This window comes from Parolsenella catena (genome assembly GCF_003966955.1).
Lineage (GTDB): Bacteria > Actinomycetota > Coriobacteriia > Coriobacteriales > Atopobiaceae > Parolsenella > Parolsenella catena.
In genome coordinates this window covers 141,220-162,514 of sequence record NZ_AP019367.1, presented here as the reverse complement: position 1 = coordinate 162,514, position 21,295 = coordinate 141,220, and the positions used below count along the sequence as shown (strand labels likewise).

General features: G+C 65.2%; 19 protein-coding genes and 1 other RNA gene. 7 read left to right on the top strand and 13 right to left on the bottom strand.

What is annotated here, in order from left to right:
- Window positions 1–340 precede the first annotated feature (340 nt).
- The 6 genes from Pcatena_RS00720 to Pcatena_RS00695 all read right to left on the bottom strand — a co-directional run bounded on the left by Pcatena_RS00720 (window position 341) and on the right by Pcatena_RS00695 (window position 5,978).
- The gene (locus tag Pcatena_RS00720; protein ID WP_126420739.1) at window positions 341–982 is read right to left on the bottom strand and encodes a VTT domain-containing protein; all 642 of its coding nucleotides are present in this window, start codon (window positions 980–982) and stop codon (window positions 341–343) included.
- Window positions 983–1,078: 96 nt separating this feature from the next.
- Window positions 1,079–1,174: signal recognition particle sRNA small type (gene ffs / locus Pcatena_RS00715), an RNA gene on the bottom strand.
- A 127-nt stretch (window positions 1,175–1,301) separates the two neighbouring features.
- Window positions 1,302–2,048, bottom strand: coding sequence for an energy-coupling factor transporter transmembrane component T family protein (locus Pcatena_RS00710; RefSeq protein WP_126420737.1), 747 nt, complete (start codon window positions 2,046–2,048; stop codon window positions 1,302–1,304).
- Window positions 2,041–3,807 carry an ABC transporter ATP-binding protein gene (locus Pcatena_RS00705; protein WP_126420735.1) on the bottom strand — a complete coding sequence of 589 codons (1,767 nt, stop codon included), beginning with the start codon at window positions 3,805–3,807 and terminating at the stop codon, window positions 2,041–2,043. Before Pcatena_RS00705 ends, Pcatena_RS00710 begins: the two co-directional genes overlap by 8 nt.
- Before the next feature lie 111 nt (window positions 3,808–3,918).
- The gene (locus tag Pcatena_RS00700; RefSeq protein WP_126420733.1) at window positions 3,919–4,482 is read right to left on the bottom strand and encodes a hypothetical protein; all 564 of its coding nucleotides are present in this window, start codon (window positions 4,480–4,482) and stop codon (window positions 3,919–3,921) included.
- A gap of 329 nt (window positions 4,483–4,811) precedes the next feature.
- The gene (locus tag Pcatena_RS00695; protein WP_126420730.1) at window positions 4,812–5,978 is read right to left on the bottom strand and encodes a pyridoxal phosphate-dependent aminotransferase; all 1,167 of its coding nucleotides are present in this window, start codon (window positions 5,976–5,978) and stop codon (window positions 4,812–4,814) included.
- 238 nt (window positions 5,979–6,216) lie between these two features.
- Here Pcatena_RS00695 and Pcatena_RS00690 point away from each other — a divergent pair, with 238 nt between their 5' ends.
- Window positions 6,217–6,915 (top strand): FadR/GntR family transcriptional regulator, encoded by a 699-nt coding sequence (locus tag Pcatena_RS00690; RefSeq protein WP_126420728.1) that lies wholly within the window; start codon window positions 6,217–6,219, stop codon window positions 6,913–6,915.
- Between the two features lie 148 nt (window positions 6,916–7,063).
- On the opposite strand, the gene Pcatena_RS00685 is transcribed toward Pcatena_RS00690, so the two are convergent.
- The 5 genes from Pcatena_RS00685 to Pcatena_RS00665 form a co-directional block, all read right to left on the bottom strand.
- Complete coding sequence (locus Pcatena_RS00685) at window positions 7,064–7,936, bottom strand: dihydrodipicolinate synthase family protein (protein WP_126420726.1); 873 nt, start codon at window positions 7,934–7,936, stop codon at window positions 7,064–7,066.
- Between the two features lie 105 nt (window positions 7,937–8,041).
- Window positions 8,042–8,368 carry an L-rhamnose mutarotase gene (locus tag Pcatena_RS00680; protein WP_126420724.1) on the bottom strand — a complete coding sequence of 109 codons (327 nt, stop codon included), beginning with the start codon at window positions 8,366–8,368 and terminating at the stop codon, window positions 8,042–8,044.
- 58 nt (window positions 8,369–8,426) lie between these two features.
- Complete coding sequence (locus tag Pcatena_RS00675; RefSeq protein ID WP_198433405.1) at window positions 8,427–9,314, bottom strand: amidohydrolase family protein; 888 nt, start codon at window positions 9,312–9,314, stop codon at window positions 8,427–8,429.
- 117 nt (window positions 9,315–9,431) lie between these two features.
- Entirely contained in the window at window positions 9,432–10,529 is a 1,098-nt protein-coding gene (locus Pcatena_RS00670) for a Gfo/Idh/MocA family protein (RefSeq protein ID WP_126420722.1), read from the bottom strand.
- Between the two features lie 154 nt (window positions 10,530–10,683).
- On the bottom strand, window positions 10,684–11,703 hold the full coding sequence (locus Pcatena_RS00665) for an L-rhamnose/proton symporter RhaT (protein WP_126420720.1): 1,020 nt from the start codon (window positions 11,701–11,703) through the stop codon (window positions 10,684–10,686).
- Window positions 11,704–12,036: 333 nt separating this feature from the next.
- On the opposite strand from Pcatena_RS00665, the gene Pcatena_RS00660 reads away from it, so the two are divergent.
- Genes Pcatena_RS00660 through Pcatena_RS00645 form a run of 4 tightly spaced genes read left to right on the top strand, consistent with a single transcriptional unit; the run spans window position 12,037 to window position 15,992 of the window.
- A complete protein-coding gene (locus tag Pcatena_RS00660; protein ID WP_126420718.1) occupies window positions 12,037–13,182 on the top strand; it encodes an extracellular solute-binding protein in 1,146 nt (381 codons plus the stop codon).
- A 9-nt stretch (window positions 13,183–13,191) separates the two neighbouring features.
- A complete protein-coding gene (locus Pcatena_RS00655) occupies window positions 13,192–14,352 on the top strand; it encodes a CaiB/BaiF CoA transferase family protein (protein WP_126420716.1) in 1,161 nt (386 codons plus the stop codon).
- Window positions 14,353–14,354: 2 nt separating this feature from the next.
- Complete coding sequence (locus Pcatena_RS00650) at window positions 14,355–15,485, top strand: CaiB/BaiF CoA transferase family protein (RefSeq protein WP_126420714.1); 1,131 nt, start codon at window positions 14,355–14,357, stop codon at window positions 15,483–15,485.
- A 57-nt stretch (window positions 15,486–15,542) separates the two neighbouring features.
- On the top strand, window positions 15,543–15,992 hold the full coding sequence (locus Pcatena_RS00645) for a MaoC family dehydratase (protein ID WP_126420712.1): 450 nt from the start codon (window positions 15,543–15,545) through the stop codon (window positions 15,990–15,992).
- A 164-nt stretch (window positions 15,993–16,156) separates the two neighbouring features.
- On the opposite strand, the gene Pcatena_RS00640 is transcribed toward Pcatena_RS00645, so the two are convergent.
- Window positions 16,157–17,938 (bottom strand): CapA family protein, encoded by a 1,782-nt coding sequence (locus Pcatena_RS00640; RefSeq protein WP_126420710.1) that lies wholly within the window; start codon window positions 17,936–17,938, stop codon window positions 16,157–16,159.
- A gap of 188 nt (window positions 17,939–18,126) precedes the next feature.
- Here Pcatena_RS00640 and Pcatena_RS00635 point away from each other — a divergent pair, with 188 nt between their 5' ends.
- Both Pcatena_RS00635 and Pcatena_RS00630 read left to right on the top strand, forming a co-directional pair.
- Window positions 18,127–19,797 carry a DEAD/DEAH box helicase gene (locus tag Pcatena_RS00635; RefSeq protein ID WP_126420708.1) on the top strand — a complete coding sequence of 557 codons (1,671 nt, stop codon included), beginning with the start codon at window positions 18,127–18,129 and terminating at the stop codon, window positions 19,795–19,797.
- A 130-nt stretch (window positions 19,798–19,927) separates the two neighbouring features.
- Entirely contained in the window at window positions 19,928–20,488 is a 561-nt protein-coding gene (locus tag Pcatena_RS00630) for a hypothetical protein (protein ID WP_126420706.1), read from the top strand.
- Window positions 20,489–20,606: 118 nt separating this feature from the next.
- On the opposite strand, the gene Pcatena_RS00625 is transcribed toward Pcatena_RS00630, so the two are convergent.
- Entirely contained in the window at window positions 20,607–21,287 is a 681-nt protein-coding gene (locus Pcatena_RS00625; RefSeq protein WP_126420703.1) for an HAD family hydrolase, read from the bottom strand.
- Window positions 21,288–21,295 lie beyond the last annotated feature (8 nt).

Here is a 21,295-nt window from a genome sequence, read left to right as displayed (position 1 = left end):
AACAAATGGACGTACCGATGTAAGCGCCCAAACTGACTACCCGACGACCGGAGGGGAGACGAGCGTTCAGGAGGACGCGCGCTTCGCTATCATTCTTGCCCGCGTGAGACAAAAGAGCCCCCATCGCACCGCGAACGGTATCGTTTAGCTGGCAAAAGGCGCCGCATCGTGGTATGTCTACAAAGCGAACGCGCCCGCCGAGAATGACGTGCCGCCCGCGCATCGCGACGCCACGAGCGCCCTATGCCCTCCTAGCAAGCTGCTTGGAGAACGACGTGTCAGAGTGTCGCGCCCACGCAACGTAGAGGACCACGGACGCCACGCACGCGAGCGCCTGGCCCTACTTCTTGCCGAGCTTGGCCTTCACCAGGCCCACGACCGTGGGGACGATCGAGACGGCAACGATACCCACGATGAGCAGCTCGAAGTGCTCCTGCACAAACGGGATGCCGCCAAAGAAGTAACCGAGCAGCGTGAACAGCGTGGACCAGGTGATGCCGCCAAGCACGTTGAAGATCACGAAGTTGCGCCAGTGCATGCCACCCATGCCGGCAATGAACGGCACGAACGTGCGAATGAACGGGAAGAAGCGGCCGAGGAAGATGGCAAGGTGGCCCCACTTCTCGAGGAACTTCTCGCTCTTCTCGATGCGCTCCGGCGTCATGGCCTTGACCTTGCCCGAGGCGATAATCTTCTTGCCAAAGAGGTGGCCGATCATGAAGTTGCACTGGTCACCGAGGATGGCGGCAGCCCATGCGATACCAAGCAGCGCCATGATGTTGAAGCCGCCGTTGTGCGCAAAGAAGCCCGAGGCGAACAGCAGCGAGTCACCCGGCAGGAACGGGAAGAACACGACGCCCGTCTCGATGAAGATGATGAGGAAGACGCAGCCGTAGGCCACGAGCGGGCCGGCGGCAATCCAGCTCGCGATGGCCGCGCGGGGATCGTGCAGCAGTTCGGCGATGAAGTTGATGAAGCCCATGGGTTCCTCTCGGCCGCGCCTGCGCGCGGCTTGCGGCGTCTCTGTCTCTAGATATACGTATGCCCCGCGGCGCTGCCACGGGGCATCGAAAGAGCGCGCTCGATGGGAACGGGTGCCCGCCAGAGGCCCCTTATGGCTGCTGCCTCCCGGCCCTGACCAGGTTCGAGGTGTGGCGTCACCCGAACCCATCGAACGCGCTCGGGGACTCAGTATAGACGAGGCGGACGGCCAACCACAACGGCCAGCCGCCCGCCAAGAAAGCTCCACGAGCGGCGCCCACGCCCGCATGAGGTGCCAGAAGTCTTTGACACTCTTGGGGCTACAGCAGCGCGCCGGCGACGATGAGCACCACGGCCACGACGAGCGCGGCCACGTCGAGGCCCACGATCGGGTAGCGCTTGTAGCTGCTCTGTCTCGTGCGCAGGTAGAAGCCGCGCTGCTCGGCGGCAAGCGCCGTGGCGTCGGTCTTGCCCACCGAGCTCACGAGCAGGGGCACGCACAGCGGCAGCATGAGGCGAATCTTCTTGAGGGGGTTTCTCGTGTCATACTCCACGCCGCGGGCCGTCTGCGCCTCCATGATCGCGTTCATCTCCTGACTGAACACGGGCACGAAGCGCAGCGCCGTCGTAAACGTGAACGCATAGCGGTACGGCACGTGAAGTACCTCGACGCAGGCGTTCGAGAGATCGTTGAGCTTCGTCACGGTGAGCATGAGGATGAGCGGCAGCGCCACGCCGAGCAGGCGCAGGCACGCCTTGCCGCCCGTGACGAGGCCCTCGGTGGTGACCCAGGCGAGGAGCACGTCTCCCCCACGCATGAACACCGTCTGCAGCACGAGCATGACCACCGCAAGCGGCACGAGCAGCTTGAGCAGCGACAGCAGGTTCCTCAGCACGCCGGCGTAGGCGCCCAGCGCAAGCGTGAGCGCGAGAAGGCCCACGAGCATGGGAAACGTGTCGGCCAGGAAGGTCGCCACGATGATGCCGGCGGCAAGGGCGAGCTTGGCAACCGGGTTCAGCCGGTGCAGTACCGTGTTGCCCGGCACGTAGTCGATGACGTTAACCACGGACGATCATCCCCTCGGCGGTGTCGACGATGTCAGAGACCTCGCTCATGCCGGCAAATGCCGGGGAGACCTCGCGGGCGAGCTCGGAGGCAAGCTGCACCATCTGGGGTGGCGCCACGTAGGCGCGCTCCATGAGGTCGGCGTCCGAGAAGATCTCTGCCGCGACGCCGCGCGCGAGTATCTCGCCGTTCGCCATGACCACAAGGCGCTCGGCGAAGTCGCTCACGACCTCCATGTCATGGCAGACCATGATGACTGCGCAGCCGTGTTCGGCCATCTCGCGCACCGTCTCCATGACCGTCATGCACTCGCGGTAGTCCAGGCCGCTCGTGGGCTCGTCGAGCAGCACGACCTCGGGCTCGCACACGACGACGCTCGCCAGCGCCACCATCTGGCGCTGGCCGCGCGAGAGCGAGAACGGCGCCTCGTCGAGCGGCAGGCCAAAGCGCTTGGCGACCCCCTCGGCACGCTCGCGGGCCCGGCCGGGCTCCACGCCCTGAAGCTCGAGACCGAACGCGACCTCCTCGAGGACCGTGTCCTTGCAGATCTGGTGGTCCGGGTTCTGGAACAGCGTGGCGCAGTGGGCGGCGATGGCGCTCGTGGGAACCTCTGACGTGCTGAGGCCGGCGATGCGCACCTCGCCTGAGGCCGGCTTGAGCAGGCCGTTCAGCAGCTTGGTGAGCGTGGTCTTGCCGGCTCCGTTCTGACCCACGACGCCCACGAGCTCACCGGGGTAGACGCGCATCTCGAGGTTGTGCACGGAGGCGCCACCGCCGGGATAGGAGAAGTTGACGCCAGACAGCTCGACGACGGGCTCGGCTCCCTCAGCATGCGGGCGCGGGGTGGGCGCGTGGGGCGAGGCCGCCGGAACGCGAGCCTCACCCTCGGCCGCATGGCCCGTGCCCACGAGGCCGGCGATGAGGGCCGTGGCTTCGGGAACGTTCAGGCACGGAAGCCCCCGCTCAATGACGCCGTGGCGGGCGAGGCTGTTGGAGACGCGCGCCACGCGGGGGCTGTCGACGCCCATCTCGCGCAGTTCCTCGCCGTGCGAGAAGACCTCGTGCGGCGTGCCTTCGAACGCCACACGGCCATGGTCGAGGACCACGATGCGGCCGCAGTACTCTGACAGCAGCGCCACCTTCTGCTCGATGACCACGACGGTGATGCCCATGCGCTCGTTGACCTCGTGCAGGGTGTCGAACACGTGGCGCGAGCTCGCGGGGTCGAGGGCCGCCGTGGGCTCGTCAAGCACGAGGACGCGCGGCTCGAGCGCCAGGATTGCGGCGATGGCGACCTTCTGCTTCTGGCCGCCGGAGAGCGTGGCGATTTCGCGGTTGCGCAGGCCCGCGATTCCCACGGCGTCAAGCGCACCAGCGAGGCGCTCCTCGATCTTGTCACGCGGCACGCCGAAGTTCTCGAGGCCAAAGAGCATCTCGTCCTCGACGACGGAGGCGACCATCTGGGTGTCGATGTCCTGCAGCACGCTACCGACGATGCGCGAGATGTCCGTGAGCGTGACGTCGCAGGTGTCGTGGCCATCAACGAGCGTGGCGCCGTAGAGCTTACCCGCATAGTGGTGCGGGATGGCACCGCTCATCATGGCGGCGAGCGTCGACTTGCCGGCGCCCGACGGGCCGATGACGCCCACGAAGTCTCCCTCGCGCACGGAGAGCGAGACGGCGTCGAGGGCCTTCTCGCTCCCCTCGTCATAGGAGAACGAGACGTCCCTAAGCTCGATGATTGGGTTGGATGTGCTCATGAGAGCCTTTCTTGCTGTTGGTTGCTGCATGCGAGGCGAAGGCGCCAGGCCCGCCGCGCACGCAAGACGCGCCGACCCTTCTCGTAGCCGGCGCGTCCCATGGTATCCAAGTTAGTTGCCGAGGGCCTTCTTGATGGGGACATAGAGCGCGGCGACGAGAATGGCGTTGAACACGGCCGTGAGGAGCACGACCGGCGTCATGGCGGCGGCGAGCTGCTCGGCGGCGCCAACCATCGCGATCTTGATGACCATGAAGATGAGGCCGGAGACTGCGGTGGTGACGAAGGTGGCCACGGCGGTGACGGGAACGCTCACGGAACCCTTCTTGGAGGCCACGCCCACGATGCCGGCCATGAGCATGGCGGCGACGCCCTCGGCCGCGAAGTCAATGAAGGGCGAGGTGGTCGTGAGCTGGATGACGGCCGCGGAGATGAGGCCGATGACGAGGGCCTGGCCGATGTTGGGACGCACGACGAGGATCGTGAGGCAGAAGGCCGAGATGATGAACTCCGGACTGATCATGCCGCCGGAGATGGATGAGATGGCCTTGCCCACGGTAAAGTTGAGAATGAAGCCGGCCGCGAGCAGGATGGCGAGCAGCACGAGCGCCTGGAGGTCGAGCTTGCCGCGGTTGTTGGTGGTGACGGTGCGGGCCTGCTGGGTGTTCTCGGACATGGCGGTGAACCTTTCTGTTGTTCCCAGTTGGTCGTCGGGGCTGCTGGCAATGTGGATTGGGGCTTCGCGAACGTTGCCGCGATACGAAAAAAGGGCCCCCGGTCGAACCGGGAGCCCTTTCATTCGCGAGATATAAGGCGCGACAAGACTCACCATCGACCGAGAGAGTTCGAGTTGCGCCACCACCAGTTGTTGTTCATGGACTGGAACATGGTGCACTCCTCTCTTGGGTCGATAAGCGCCTCGTGCGCTTGTTGGGTGCGACTATACGCGCCCGATGCGGCCGCGCGCAAGAACTTTTTTGTTAACGATGCGTAACCGGCGGTTTTCTATCGCGCCATCTTCTCGCGCCAGCCGTCGAGACGGTCGAGGGCCGCCTTGAGCACCTCGTCGGACTTGGCGAAGTGGAAACGCACGAAGCGGTTCTCGGGCGCGTTGAAGAAGCAGCTGCCGGGCACCGTGCCCACGCCCACCTTTCGGCACAGGTCGACGGCGCAGTCGTAGTCGTCCTCATAGCCCAGGCCAGAGACGTCGGCCATGACGTAGTAGGCTCCCTGCGGCTCGATGAAGTCAAAGCCCAGGTCGCGCAGGCCGTTGCAGAAGAGGTCCCGCTTGTGGGTGTAGAGCGCCGTGAGCTCGTCGTAGTAGGACTGCGGCAGCGTGAGGCCGGCCACGGCAGCCTCCATGAGCGGCGCGGCGGCACCCACGGTGAGGAAGTCGTGAACCTTTCGCGCACGGTCGATGACGTCTGCCGGCGCAATGACGTAGCCCAGGCGCCAGCCGGTCATGGAGTAGGTCTTGGACAGGGAGCTGCAGGACAGCGTGCGCTGCTCCATGCCGGGCAGGCTCGCGAAGTAGACGTGCTCGTGGGGCGCGTAGACGATGTGCTCGTAGACCTCGTCCGTGATGGCCCACAGGTCGTACTTCTCGGCCATCTTGGCGATCGTCTCGAGCTCGGCGCGGCTGAAGACGTGGCCGCAGGGGTTGGACGGGTTGCACAGGATGAGCGCCTTGGTGCCAGGGATGGCGCACGCAGCCTCGAGCTCGGCCTCGTCAAAGGTGAACGTGGGGGCGTGGAGCTCCACGTAGGTGGGCTCGGCGCCGCACAGGATCGTGTCGGCCCCGTAGTTCTCGTAGAACGGGCTGAAGATGACGATGCGGTCGCCCGGGTTCGTGACGGTCATGACCGAGCACATCATGGCCTCGGTGGAGCCACACGTGACCACGATCTGGGTCTCCGGGTCAATGTCGAGACCCATGCGCGGGCCCTGCTTGGCGGCAAGCGCGGCGCGGAAGTTGGGGGCACCCCAGGTGATGGCGTACTGATGCGGGCCGGTGTGGGCCACCTCGGCGAGGCGGTCGGTGATCTCTGCGGGCGGGTCGAAGTCCGGGAAGCCCTGGGACAGGTTGATGGCGTCATACTTCATGGACACGCGCGTCATGCGGCGGATCACGGAGTCCGTGAACTGCGACGTGCGCTGGCTGAGCTCTTGCATGGGTCCTCCCCTGCGGCGGCGGCTTTGACGCACGTTACGCTAGCACGATGGGGCGGGCGGAGCTTGCCGAAAGCGGTGGCAGCTTGGCCCCGCCCCCAAATGTCACCTCTGGACAAAACCGAACGCACCGTACGAAAAAGCCCTCATCGCACGCATACGCTGAGAAAACATGGGATAAACTGGTATTACCACTTACTATCATAGGTGCGAGCCACCCAGATGCGTCACTGGAGTCGCTATGGAAGTCAAGCCCGTCAAAAAAGAAACCCTTACCGAACAGATCATGAACCAGCTTGCCGAGCAGATCACCTCTGGTGAGCTCAAGCCCGGCGAGCGTCTCCCAGACGAGCGCTCCCTAGCCGAGATGTTCGGCGTCACCCGCAGCCGCATCCGCGAGGCCCTGCGCGCGCTGTCCCTCATCGGGCTCCTCGACATCCGCCCGGGAGGAGGCTCTTTCGTCTCCGAGCAGAGCGCGCAGATCCCCAAGGAGACCATCCTATGGAGCTACCACCGCGAAATCTCTGACTACGAGAACCTCTATGACGCCCGCAAGCTCATCGAGGGCACCGTTTACCTCTCGTGCTTCGACCGTCGCACAGACGAGGTCGTCGACACCCTCCAGGACTACGCCGAACTGCTCTTCTCGCTCGACACGAACAAAGTCTCGGCCGAGCGCTTCAGTTCCCTCATCGATGAGATCGACACCTACGTGGGCGCCCACTGCGGCAACGGCATCTATGACAAGCTCATGCAGACGATGATCGTCCTGCGTCACGAAAGCGCATTGCAGATCCTCTCTACCCCGGCATCAAAGGAGAGCGCGGTGCTCTGGCGCGTAAAGGTGCTGAAGTCGTTTGCCCAAGACGACCGCTCTCGCGTCGTCTCGAACGTCGACGGCTTCTTTGCCAACTCCATCAGCCAGCTCACGACCGAGTAGCGCGGTCACCGCATACGCGAAAGCTGCAAATCGGTCACTATAAGGCTTCCAAATGCCCCGATAGTGACCGATTTGCAGCGCTCGGGGCCGACCCCGCACACAGCGGAGGCCGACCCCGTTCACGCGCAATCGGTTGTCGATGGCGAGCCTACCTCACGAGGTTCTCGGCAACGACCGAGTCAACGTGGGCCGCAGCCTTGGGCGATAGCGGCTGGAAGGGTCTGCGCATCTCGCCCACGGCAGCACCGCGGGCCGAAAGGATGTGCTTGATCGAGGGGAACAGCCCCTCCCCCATGATGGCCTCCATGATGTTGTTGGCCTTGACCTGCAGCTCGCGGGCCTCCTCGATGCGGCCAGCGTTGAACGCCTCGTAGATCTTGAGATAGTGCGGCAGCATGAAGTTGAACGTGGAGCCGATGAAGCCGTCGCAACCCATGGCCAGGAAGGCCACCATCTCATTCTCGAAGCCGCCAAAGCACTTGAGCTCGGGGTTGATGGCCCTCAGGCGCTCCATCTCGTACAGATCGAGATTCGTATGCTTCACGCCGGCAATGGAGCCCGATGCGAACATCGCGCGGGTATCCGCATCGTAGAGGTTGAGCGTGCGCTTGGTGTTCATCGGGATGTTGTAGTAGTAGACGCCGTGACCCACCGCGCTCGCGATGTCATCGTAGTAGCCGGCAACGGCAGCCGAAGAGTATCCGAAGTAGATCGGCGGCGTGGCGGCGATGCGCTCGTAGCCCATGTCGGCCGCAGCCTTGGCATACCGCACGCTCTCGTCCGTACCACATGAACCCACGTGGGCGAACAGCGTGCAGCGGTCCTTGTACTCGGCAAACAGCTCGAACAGGTGCAAGTGCTCCTCCGGCGTGAGCAAGAAGCATTCGCCCGAGGAACCCGCGACAAAAAAGCCGGCGGCACCTTCCGCGAGATTCGTCTCAATCATTTCGCGCGCAACGGCGTCGTTGATCTTCCCGTCCTCATCGAGGGGGACCATCGACGCAACGTACAGCCCTTCCATCCCTACCTCCTTGAAAACGGGGCGCCCGTGCGGACGCCCCGACCAGACCGGGCGCCGGGGAGTGGCGCCCGCCCTTCCGTCTGTAGATCTCACCTGGCAGCGATGCTAGTCCAGGTGGTAGACCTCCTTCATGTCAACCCAGGGGCCGTCGTCGGTCAGCGGCTTCATGCAGGGAACGACCGCGGCCCACCACTCCTGGGTCTTGGGATCGGCGGCCATCTTGGCCATGTCGGCCTCGTAGTCGTCACCGACGTACTCGTAGTACGAGAACAGCAGGCCGTCGTAGTAGTAGATCGAGTAGTTCTGCAGGTTGCAGGCCTTGATCATCTCGTTGACGCCCTCAAAGGGGTTCGCGTGGTAGGTGGCGTACTTCTTGTAGCCCTCCTCGCCGTCGGTGCGGGAAACGGAACCAAAACGCATGACCTTGGACATAGTGACTCTCCTTCTTCTGCGTCCACGACCTCGGCCGTGGCACGATCTGGCTTCTTCTCTACTTGAGCCCGTAGACCCGACGCGCGTTCTCCGCAAACAGGGCCTCGCGGGCGGGTCCGTCGAGGGACTCGGTCATCTTGAGCATCTGGCAGATCCACTCGTCGAGTGACATGGCCACGTGCAGCACCGGGAAGTTGCTTGCGAACATGACCTTGTCGGCATCGAAGGCGTCAAGTGCAACATCGACGGCGCGAGACAAGCTCTCCGTGCTCCATGGCTTCATGGGGTTGAGGCCCGAGACCTTACACACGACGTTGGGCAGCTTCCCGATCTGCGCCATGTTGCGCTTCCACGCATCCTGGTAGGCACGCTCGTCTGCCGTAGGGTTCTCGGCGCCCATGATGTCGGCGTCAACGATGCCCATGTGGTTGAGCACGATCGTGGTGTCAGGGCACTCCTTGGCCACGGTGACGAGGTCGCCAAGCTCCGGGCAACGAACGCATCCCTCGAACACGAGGCCCAGCTCGCCAAGCTTGCGGACGTTGGCGAGGAATTCGGGCTTCAGGCAGGTGCCGGGCGCCGCGGAGGGCACGTGGAGCACCTGGCGCAGGCCGCGGACCTGGGGGTGAGCGGCCCACCTCTCGATGTACTCGTCAAAGCCGGGCTCATCGAGGTCTCCCGAGATGCAGGCGGCGCCATAGATGCACGACGGGTCGGAAACCATCTTGCAGGCGAGCTCGTTCTCACGCTCGCGCTCGTCGTGGGCCATGTCGACCTCGATGTAGACGGCCTGCTCGACGTGGTAGCCGTGCGACTCGTCCTGGCAGGCGGCGTAGTCGGAAACCGACCAGGTGCGCTTGAGCGTGGGGCCCTCGCCGTCAAGCCACGGCAGGCGGTAGTTGTCCAAATCCCAGACGTGCACGTGGGTGTCGATGATGTTCATCATGACGATGGGGCTCCTTCGCTGGCACTTGCTTGCGGGTAGATGGGACTCGGGCTTGCATGGGCGGCGCGGCCCCCAAAGTCGCGCCGCCCCATCCCGAGGGTGGGACTGCTTTGGCGACTACTTCTCGGAGTAGTCAACGGGGGTGCCGCCCTCGGCGCTGCTCTTGTAGCAGGCCTCGACGACGCACATGGTGTGGAAGGCATCCTCGACGGAGTTCATGTACTCGTAGTTCGGGTCGTCGATCTTCTTCATCAGACCGCCCATGGTGCCGATGAATGCCTCGTTGAACCAGCTGCCGCGGACCGGAAGCTCCTTCCACTCGCCCTCGTCGAACGTGATGTACTCAACGCGGTCGGGCTCGCCCTCGGGATAGTCGTACATGAGGCCGAGCTTGACGCGAATGGCGCCCTTGAGGCCCTCGATCTTGAGGATGGACTCCTGGTACTTCTTGGCGTAGTTGTGGTTGAAGTTGATGTGCAGGTTCACGCGCAGGTCATCGCCGTAGTCCATGATGATCGAGGTACGGGTCTGGGCGAGCTCGCGCATCTTGGGGTGCTGCATCGTCTTGCAATAGACGGCCTTGGGATCGCCGACGAGGCTGCGGATGTTATCGATGTAGTGGATGGAGTGGTAGTTGATCTCCACGCGGTCCTTCGGGAACAGGAAGGGCCACAGGTTCCAGGGCTGCTCGCCCACGAGGCGGTGGTCGATGTCAACGACCTCGCCGATTACGCCACGCTTGATGAGGTCGCGGACGGCAATCATGTACGGGGCCTGGCGCAGCTGGAAGTTAATGCCCGCCGTGAGGTTCTTCTCGTGGCAGATCGAGAGGATCTTGCGGGCCTGCTCGATGCTCTCGCCCATGGGCTTCTGGATGAGCACGCCGGCGTTGTCCGGCAGCTGGACGAGGATCTCGGGAATGGCGTTGGCGGGAACGGCAATGTCGAACACGGCGTCGTACTGTTTGCCGTACTCAACGAGCTCGGCGACCGTCTCGGCCACGTGCGGGACGCCCCACTCCTCGGCAACCTTGACGGCCGTGTCATGGTTGAGATCGTAGCAGGCCTTCACGGGGAAGCCCGCGAGCTTGTAGGCCGGGTAGTGGGAGCCCTGGACGATGCCGCCCGTGCCAATGCTCACGATGTTGCGCGGCTTCTCGGGCATCTCGGGACAATAGGTGAGCTCATCGATAGAAGAAACGTTGTCGACTGCCATGGTGTTGCTCCTTTGAGTTATGGGCGAGGCGTCGCCCCGGTATCCGGTAGGAACTTGCTGCATGACGTACGTTGTGCGAGAAGAAAGGTATGACCTTAACGCCGCTAGGCGGCGCTCGTGCGGGCCGAGGGGTGCGGCCCGCACGGGGAACGGGCTACATCACGTTCGTGACGCCGAGGATGACCAGCGCGATGATGATCACGAGGTTGCCGATGAGGGCGACATTGCGCGGCTTGACGAAGCCCTTCCACTCGCCGTCCTTGAAGCCCCAGGCGTTGGCGACGATGAGGGCGAGGCCGTTGAACATGACCCAGCCAACCGCCGGGCCAAGGTCACCGAGCATGGAGGTGGCAAAGCCGTAGACGCCGAGTGCCGCAAACCACACGAAGGAGGTCAGCAGGACCTTTCCATAGGCCTTGGCGCAGCCGGGCTTGGTGTAGTCGGAGAACGTGTGGTTCTTGATAAGCTTGTAGAGCGCGTAGAAGAAGTTGGCCACGAAGCCGCCCGCGAACACGACGGTCCACTGGAGAAGCGAGGCGTACATGGGAGCGACGCCGGCGGCAACCGCGATGTTGACGGGCGTGCCGGAGGCCGTGGCGCCGATGTTGATGGCAGCGGAGCCGGCACCAGAGGCGAGCGCCATGATGAAGCCAACCATGAACAGCGACTTCTTGCCGCCGCCCTCACCGGACTGCTCCTCCTCGCCCTGCTCGGCGCGCTTCATGAAGCCAGCCTTGGACAGGATGACGACACCCACGAGAAGCACGGCCTGGCCCACGAGGATGAGGGCGAGAACGCTCGGGGAAGGCCAGGTGCCCAGGATGGCCATGGGAACGAGGCTACCGAGAAGGTTCGACAGGCCAAGGTTGATGCCGGTCACGAGAGAGACGCCGATGTAGTCAATGGCTCGGCTGTACCAGATGGAGCTGATGCCCCAGAAGAAGCCAGCCAGCGCGCCGCCGATGAGCATGGGCGCCGGGGTCTGGGCAAGGTAGGAGAAGTAGTCCCCACCGATGCCGATGAACGCCCAGATGTGGGGCATGAGAAGAACGCCGATGATCGAGAAGAGCGCCCAGAAGGCCTCCCAGGAGAACGGTTGGTACTTTTTGAAGCAAATGCCAAAGCTGCCCTGGAACAGGGTCGCGAGCAAGAGCACTCCAAATGCTGCTGCCATCTCTTGGCTCCTTGTCTTGTGTCTGATGTGATGCTGCGGAATCACTGAAGCGACGTGGCCCGCGGATGCCGTGTTCGCTTCTGGTAGCACCAATCATTGTCACGAAAGTTAGACTTGGCAACAAAAACGTTGTATTTCAGGCTGAATAGACGGCTGAACGGTCGATATCTAGCGATGAACGTGATATTTGGTACTACCAATCTAGTGTTTATAATGCCGAACTAGACATGCGTGGTACTACCAATTAGACTTTAAGCCACCCAACAGACACTCAAGCACGGCCCATGCGCACATGGGCCGCCCGAGAGACGAACCGCCATAAGGAGCATGTATATGGCTACCACGCTGAGAGGCATCACCTGGAACCACAGCCGAGGCTTCACCTCGATCGTCGGGGTCACGCAGCGCTACGCAGAGCTGCACCCCGAGACGGACGTCGTCTGGGAGAAGCGCTCACTCTCCGAATTTGAGAGCAAGCCCATCCAGGAGCTCGCCGGCACCTATGACTTCCTCGTCATCGACCACCCCTGGGCGGGCTTTGCGGCCAAGCACAACGTGCTGCTTCCGCTCAACGAGTACCTGCCGGCCGAGTTCCTCGCAAATCAGCGCGAGAACTCAGTGGGAAAGTCGTTCGAGAGCTATAACTTCGACGGCTTCCAGAGCGCGCTTCCCATCGATGCGGCCTCGCCCGTCGCCCTCTCGCGCCCGGACAAGATCGGCACCGAGGATCTGCCCAAGACGTTCGATGAGGTCCTCGAGCTCGCCAAGCAAGGCAAGGTCATCTACGCCGCCACGCCCACCTACCTGCTCATGGACTTCTACGGCATGTGCGCCACCGCAGACGCCGGCCTGTTCGACCCGGCCAACGAGGAGCACGTCGTGGACCGCGAGCATGGCCTGGCCGTGCTCGCGGACATGCGCGAGCTCGCCAGCCTCTGCCCGGCCAAGGTCTTCTCGCTCAACACGATTGACGTGCACGAGGAGCTCGCCAAAAGCGACACCGCCGCCTACTGCCCCTGGGTCTATGGCTACGTCAACTACTCACGTCGAGGCTATGCGGCCCATCGCCTGAAGGCGACGAACGTTCCCCTCTACCACGGCGGCATCCTGCAAGGTGTCCTCGGCGGAACGGGCCTCGCCGTCTCATCGGGGACGAAGCACGTGGAAGAGGCCATCGACTTCGTGCACTACGCGCTCTCCCCCGAGGTGCAGTCGACGCTCTACACGGACAACGGTGGCCAGCCGGGGCACCGCGCCGCCTGGCTCGACGATGAGTGCAACCGCACGACGCTTGATTTCTTCAGGGACACACTCGATTCGCTCGACGCCGCCTACCTGCGCCCGCGCTATAGCGGCTACCTCTACTTCCAGGACAACGCCGGCCCCGTGCTGCACGAGTTCGTTCAGGGCGAGCTCACGGCCACGCAGGCGCTCGACAAGCTCGACGAGATCTTCGTGACCTCGCACGCGAAGGCCTAGGTGATCCAGATGAAGCCACTTGAGGGAATTCTCGTCCTCGATTTCTGCCAGTACCTCGCAGGGCCCTCTGCGGCTCTGCGCCTTGCCGACCTTGGCGCCCGCGTCATCAAGATCGAGCGGCCCGGCACGGGAGACGGCTCGCGCCACCTTGTGCTCGAGGGCTGCATCGCAGACGGCGACGGCCTGAACTTTCACACGATCAACCGTAACAAGGAGAGCATCGAGCTCAACACGAAGAGTCCCGAGGGCCTTGCGATGGCCAAGCGCCTCATCGCCCAGGCAGACGTGCTCATCGAGAGCTTTCGTCCGGGCGTCATGGCCAAGATGGGCCTGAGCTACGAGGAAGCGCACGAGCTCAACCCGCGCCTCGTCTATGCGAGCATCTCGGGATATGGCGCCACGAGCCCCTGGGCCAGAAAGCCGGGGCAGGACCTTCTCGTGCAGTCCCTCTCCGGGCTCGCCTGGCTCAACGGCAACGCCGACCAGCCCCCCATGCCGTTTGCGCTGTCGCTCGCAGACTCCTACACCGGCGTCCACGCCGCGGAGGGCATTCTCTCGTGCCTCATTCGGCGCGAGTCCACCGGCGAGGGCGGCCATGTCGAGGTAAGCCTGCTCGCATCCGTTCTCGACCTGCAGTTCGAGGTCATCACGACTTACCTGAACGACGGGCACAAGGCACCCCGGCGCAGCGAGTTCAACAACGCGCATGCCTACCTGGCCGCCCCCTACGGCATTTACGAGACGTCCGATGGCTACATCGCGCTCGCCATGGGATCCGTCCCCGAGCTGGGCAAGATCATCGGGTCGGCAGAGGTTGAGGCCTACACGGACCAGCAGGAGTGGTTCACACGCCGCGACGAGATCAAGCGTGCCATCCAGCGCACGCTCGTCCACGAGACGACCGCCCACTGGCTCGAGGCGCTCCAGGCACACGACTATTGGTGCTCGGATGTCTACACCTGGGAGAAGCTCATGGCCTCCGACGCGTTCAAGGCCCTCGACTTCATCCAGGACGTCAGCCGCGTCGAGGGGGAGCACGTCTTCACCACGCGCTGCCCCATCACGTTTGCCGGCGAGGACTTTGGCCCCTCGAAGAGCGCCCCGCGCCTTGGAGAGGACACGCGGAGAATCATCGAAGAGTTCCACCTGGACCAGGAAGAGGGTGAGTAGCCATGAGGCCACTCGAGGGAATCACCGTGCTCGACCTGAGCCAGTTCCTCTCCGCGCCGTCCGCGACGCTCAGACTTGCCGACCTTGGCGCCCGCGTCATCAAGGTCGAGCGCCCGGGCACGGGTGACATCTGTCGCACGCTCTACATCTCCAATTGCGTCATCGATGGCGACAGCTCGCTGTTCCACGCCATCAACCGCAACAAGCAGAGCGTGGCGCTCGATCTCAAGGACCCCGCAAGTCGTCCGACGCTCGAGCGCCTCGTTCGCGAGGCAGACGTGATGGTCACGAATTACAGGCCGGGCGTCGCGGAGCGCCTGGGCGTGGACTACGAGGCCGCCCGCAAGCTCAATCCCGCAATCGTCTACGGGCAAATCACGGGCTATGGCACGAAGGGCCCCTGGGTCAAGAGGCCTGGTCAGGACCTTCTCGCACAGGCGCTCTCCGGCATCTGCTACCTCAACGGCAACGCCGACCAACCGCCCACGCCCATGGGGCTTTCCATCGGTGACCTGTTCGCAGGCCAGCATCTCGCCCAGGGCATCCTTGCGGGGGTGCTCAGGGCCAAGCGCACGGGTGAGGGCGCCCATGTGGAGGTTGACCTCATGCGCTCGCTTCTCGACGCGCAATTCGAGGTGTTCACGACCTACCTCAACGACGGTCACAAGGCCCCGCAGCGCAGCGCAATCAACAACGCCAACGCCTTCATCGACGCGCCGTACGGAATCTACGGCACGGCAGACGGCTACCTGGCGCTCGCGATGATCCCCGTGCCGAAACTCGGGGAGCTTATCGGCTGCAACGCACTTCTCGCCTACGACGACGCCGAGACGTGGCACACGAAGCGCGACGAGATCAAGGCCATCGTGGCCGACCACCTCGCCACCCAGACCACGGGCCACTGGCTCTCCATCCTCGAGCCGGCAGACGTGTGGTGCGCCGACGTTTACACCTGGGACAAGCTCATGTCGACGGAGGCCTTCGAAGACCTCGGCATGACACAGCGGGTCAGCCGTCCCAACGGCACGACGCTCGAGACCACCTGCTGCCCCATCATCATCGACGGAAAGCGCCCCCAGGGCGGTCCAGCCGCGCCAACCGTAGGACAGGACAACGACAAGTACGTCGCCTAGCGACGACGCACGATTAGGAAGCCGGGTGCCGCGGCACCCAGGACGAAAGGAAACACCATGGACGAGAAGGCCTGCTACTTCGAGGACTACCAGCTCGGCGACAGCCGCACGACGGGCGCCAAGACCATCACCGAGGCCGACATCGTGATCCACGCCGGCCAGACGGGTGACTTCTTCCCCCACCACATCGACGCCGAGTTCTGCAAGAACACCGAGTTTGGCCAGCGCATCGCACACGGCACGCTCACGTTCAGCGTGGGCGTTGGCCTCACGGCGTCGTTCATCAACCCGGTTGCGTTCTCGTACGGCTACGACCACCTGCGCTTCATCAAGCCCGTCTTCATCGGCGACACGATCCACACCGTCGTGACCATCTCCGACAAGAAGGACCACAAGAAGCGCGCCAACATGGGCATCGTGACCGAGCACCTCGAGGTGCTCAACCAGAAGGGCGAGACCGTCATGGTCGCCGATCACCTGCTCATGTGCCAGAAGCGCGACGCCTAGACCCCGCCACATAGCACCCCGGACGCCCGTCTCGCCCACGCGAGGCGGGCGCTTTGTCTACAGCCACGTGCATGGCGCGGTCAAATGAGTCTCCCGACTCCATCGGGCGGAGCTTGCCGAAAACGGTGACAGCTTGGCCTCGCCCCCAAATATCGCCGGGAGATCTAGGCGTCAATGGTCGCGACGTCGCCGATGACCTCGCGGGTCTTCTCGAGCGGCCAGGTCGTGGGATCGCCCACGGTCGAGAGCAGCTCGTTTGCCTCGGCATCGGCGGTCGAATAGCCCTTCACGAAGCGCACGACGTCGGTGTCGCCCACCATGTGCTCCACGAGCGGGTGCCACGTGACGTTCTCCACGGCGATGCCGCCCGGCCCCACGTTGTCACCGCCGGCAGCGTCATCGCCCACGCGCACGAAGTCGCAGCTCAGCATGCCGCTCAGGATGCAGTTGGGGCTGTTGCGGTAGCCGGACACAAAATCTCCCAGGCCATACGCGCACAGCATCTTGCCGCCGCCCTCGCGCTCCACCCACTCCACCGGCTGGATCACGTGCGCATGGCTGCCCACCACCACGTCCACGCCGATGTCGGCGCACACCTTCGCGATCGCCTTCTGATCGTCGCTCGGCTCGTTCGTGTACTCGTCGCCCCAGTGCATGTAGACGAGCACGACGTCGGCCACCTCGCGGGCGCGCGCCACGTCCTCGCGCATCTTGGCCTCGTCATAGGGCACGGCAAAGTAGTCGTTGGGCAGGTCATCCTGCTCGTAGCCGTTCTGGCCGTAGCAGTACGAGAGCGCCGCGAGCCTGATGCCGTTGCACTCCACGAGCCGCACCGTCTGGCGATCGGCGTCCGAGTCGTACGAGCCGATCGTGACGAGGCCCGTCTTTGCGGCCCACACGCCCTGGGAGTGCTCGATAGACTTCGTCCAGGTGTCGTAGGTGTGGTTCGTGTTCGTGTTCACGATGCGCCAGCCGGCCGAGGCCACGGCGTCCGCAAGCGAGTCGGGCGTGTTGTAGCTGGGATATCCCACGTAGTCGAACTCGTCGTTGCCGCCGAGCGTCGTCTCCTGGTTGATGAGCGAAACGTCATAGGACCCCTGGATGACGGGCGCCACCTCGCTGTAGAAGGGCGAGAAGTCATAGGCGCCGTCGCCAGCAGAGCCACCCCAGCCATCAGCGAGCTCGAGAAGGTTCTCGTTCATGAGGTTGTCACCCACCGCCGAGAAGCTCATGCGGCCATCGCCGCTTGCCGTCCTGCGCCCCTCGTCAAGGACCGTGTGGGCCGGCAGGCTCGCGTCATCAGTTGCGGCGGCCTGGGTTGTCGCCACGGCCTCGGTCGCAGCCGCCGCCTCGCTCGCCGCGGGCTCCTCAGCAGCGGGGGCCGCGTGGGAGGCAACGCATCCGGACACGCCGCGGACCACGATGACAAGCAGCGCGACCGCGAGCACGACCCCCGCCGCAAGGAACACCACAGGAGGGACGCCGCGCCCATGCGCGGGCGAGAGAGACCGGAACTTCCAGCCGCCGTTGCTCGCCGACGTCTCGCGCAGCTGGGGCACGTTCTGCTGGGACCAGCCGAGCGGACGCTGCTGCCGGGGACGGCGACGCGGCAGGCGGTCGTCGGGGATAGTGGAGCCATGGCCGCCGCGCTCGGGCGCGCTGTATCCGTAGCGCTGCGCCGGGCCTCCCCTGTGCCCCACGGCCGAGGAGCCCGAGCGCCGGCCCCTGGAGCGGCGGCGCGCGTGGGGCAGCTCGGCGGCCTCGCTGCGGCCCGTCTCGGGACGCACGGCGCGACCGTCTCGCGGCGCGCGGGGATGGCTCGCGGAGCCGGAGTACGGGTCTTCCTCGGGTCGGCGTCTCTCGGCGGCGCGACGCTCACGGGCCTGCCGGTCGTTCACGGCGGGCTCGTCGTGTCGCCACCACTCGTCGTTTGTCGGCTCCCCCATCGCGCGCTCCTCACGGAAAAACGTCCCAGCTATCACCCACAGTTTGCACACAGCGTACCGCGTCCGGACGGCGGCTTAAGCATACTTCGGCTACAGTGGTAGCAACGAATCGACCATCGGTAGGTCTGCAGCCGTGAGCGCGGCCCTTCCGCAGCATGGGCACAAGCCCAAAGATAGGAACACCTTACATGACCCAGAGCACCAACCCCGGTGACGGCACGACCGTCGCCTTCTCCGACCTCGGTCTTTCCGAGGCCGTCCTCAAGGCCGTCGAGACGCTCGGCTACGAGCAGCCCACGCCCGTCCAGGCCCAGGCCATCCCCTACGTCCTCGAGGGCCGTGACCTGCTCGCCGCCGCCCAGACCGGCACGGGCAAGACGGCCGCCTTCCTGCTTCCCACGATGAGCCGCCTCAGGCACGCCGAGCGCCACCGCGGCCCCAGGATGCTCATCGTGACGCCCACGCGCGAGCTTGCCCAGCAGATCGCCGACGTCTGCGCCACCATCGAGGGCCGCACGCATCACCGCAGCTACACCGTCGTAGGCGGCGTGGGCTACGAGCCGCAGAAGGCCGCCCTTCGCCGTGGCCTTGACATCCTCGTTGCCACGCCCGGCCGCCTCGTTGACCTCATCGAGCAGGGCGAGGCCCACCTCGATGACGTCGAGGTGCTCGTGCTCGACGAGGCAGACCGCATGCTCGACATGGGCTTTCTGCCCGCCATGCGCAAGATCGTGGGCCAGACGCCCTCCTCGCGCCAGACGCTGCTGTTCTCGGCCACGCTCGACGAGGACGCCATCGGCGGCATCCGCGATCTCGTGAGCGATCCGGCCGTCGTGGAGATCGCGCACAAGGGCTCGGTTGCCGAGACCATCGACCAGTTTGCGCTGCCCGTCTCGCTCGAGGCCAAGAACGCGCTGCTCCCCGAGGTGCTCAAGCAGGAGGGCCCCAAGCGCGTCATCGTCTTCTGCCGCACGAAGCACCGCGCGGACGCCTGCTGCCGCCGCCTGCGCCGCGCCAACATCTCCTGCGCCCCCATCCACGGCGACCGCAGCCAGAACCAGCGCGAGCGCGCCCTGCGCGCCTTCCGCGACGGCAGCTGTGACGTCCTCGTTGCCACCGACGTCCTCGCCCGCGGCATCGACGTCTCCGACGTGCGCTACGTCGTGAACTTCGACGTGCCCGTGGACGCCGAGGACTACATCCACCGCATCGGGCGCACGGGCCGCGCGGGCGAGGCCGGCTGGGCGCTCACCTTCGTGACTGAGAACGACGCAGACGAGCTCTACGCCGCCGAGAAGCTCATGGGCAAGGTCGTGCCGCCCTTCGAGCCCTCCTACGAACTCGAGCTGGGCGACAAGCCCGTGGAGCTCAACCCGGACCGGAACCCCGAGGACTGGCGCCCGCTGGGCAAGAAGGCCCGCAAGAAGCGCGAGGAGGCCCGCAAGGCCGCCAGCGCGGCCGCCCGCAAGCGCGCCCTCGCCAAGCCCCGCGCCGAGAAGAGCGAGAAGCTCGCCGAGCACGACAAGCCCGCCAAGACCGGCGGCGCAAAGAAGGACAGGCCCTCCAAGGCCGCGAAGTCGCAGCGCCCGGGCATCGCCAAGCTCACGCGCCGCGAGGTCGCCGAGCTCGAGCTCGAGACCGAGGGCGAGCGCAGGCAGCGCAGCCGCGGCGGCAGACGCGGCGGCAGGCGTGGCGGTGGCCAGGGCCGAGACGGGCGCCCGCAGCAGGGCGGCCGCGCGAACGGCCAGCAGACCGGCCGCGACCAGGCCGCGGACCGCAGGCAACGCCCCGCGGGCGGCAGGGGCGGCCAGCACCGCCGCGTGGGAGACCGCGCCGGCCGCCAGCGCGGCATCTACTAGGGAGCGCAGGCCCAAGCGCCGACGCCCCGCACAGGGAGCATCCACGTGCCGCCCGCCCGAGTGCCACGCGCCCGGGCGGGCGGCACGCTACAATTTGTACTTGCACGCACAGGCACCTGATGGGAGCACCATGGCAAAAGCCACCAACAAAACCGAGACGAGCCTCGACAAGCCGCTCTTCAGCCTCAGCTACGATCTCTCCGCCCAGCTCACCGACGAGGCAGCGCGCCTGCTCGCCGGCGACAAGACGCGCAACCCCGCAAGCGTCACGAGCTACGCCGTCCTCGTGCTCATCGTGATTGCGGCGCTCGCGCCCGCCACGAAGGGCAACGCGCCCCTGCTCGTGGGCATGGTCGTGGTCGAGGTCATCCTATGGGGCCTCGCGGACCGCTGGCCGCAGGTGCAGCTGCGCAAGCTGCGCCACGCCGGGCTCGACACGGCGCTCATCCCCGCCGACAAGCGCCGCCGCACGGTAGCCGTCTACGAGGACACCCTCACCGTGACCTCGCCCGACGCCGCCGAGACGCTGCGCATCGCAGACCTGCGCGGCGCCACCCTGGGCAACGAGATGGCCGTCCTCGCGTTTGCGAACGGCAGCTACGTCCTCGTGCCCTCCCGCGCGATGAGCGCCCAGCGCTACCGCGACCTTCTCAAGCACGTGGGCGCCGTCAAGGAGACGGCCAAGAAGTAACCGCGCGGCGACGCGGACACCAACAAGCGCCACGAAAAAGGCAGCTGTCATCGCATCATCGCGGTGGCAGCTGCCTTTTTCCGTGACGCCTGGACGCACGCCCGGCGTCGAGTTCTCCCTACCCCAGCACGACGCCGAGGATGCCGGGAATCTCGTCCACGATGACGTCGGCGGCGTCCTGAGAGAAGCCAAAGCGCTCCTCGCGCTTGGCAATGACGAACATGCCGGCCGCCTTGCCCGCCGCGATGCCGAACGCGGAATCCTCCACGCAGCAGCACCGGGTCGCCGGAAGCCCAAGGCACTCCATGGAGTGCAGGTATATCTCTGGGTTCGGCTTGCTCTCGTGGAACTGCTCGCCCGAGACGAACCGCTCGAAGCGGTCGTCGATGCCGCACTGGCCAAGCGCCTCGTGGATGAAGCGCATGGGAGCCGAGGAGGCCAGGGCCACGCGCACGCCGGCAGTGCGCAGGGCATCGAGCGTCTCGGGCACGCCGGGATTCATGATCTGGCCGTAGTTGCGCTCGCAGTTCTTGACCGCCCAGTCCTCGTAGACGCGCTCGGCAGCCTCGGGCGAGGCGGTCTCGATGCCGTTGCGGGCGAGGACGTCCCGTATCGTGCGCTGGAACGTCTGGTGCGAGGCGCCCACCTGTGCGAGGAGCTCCTCCTCGGTGACGTCGAGCCCGCAGGCATCCGAGAACGCCCGGAACTCGCGGAGATAGAGGGCCTCGGAGTCCACGAGCACGCCGTCCATGTCAAAGATGACGGCGTCGAAGCGGCAAGCGTCTTTCGTCTCGGCCATGAGCGTTC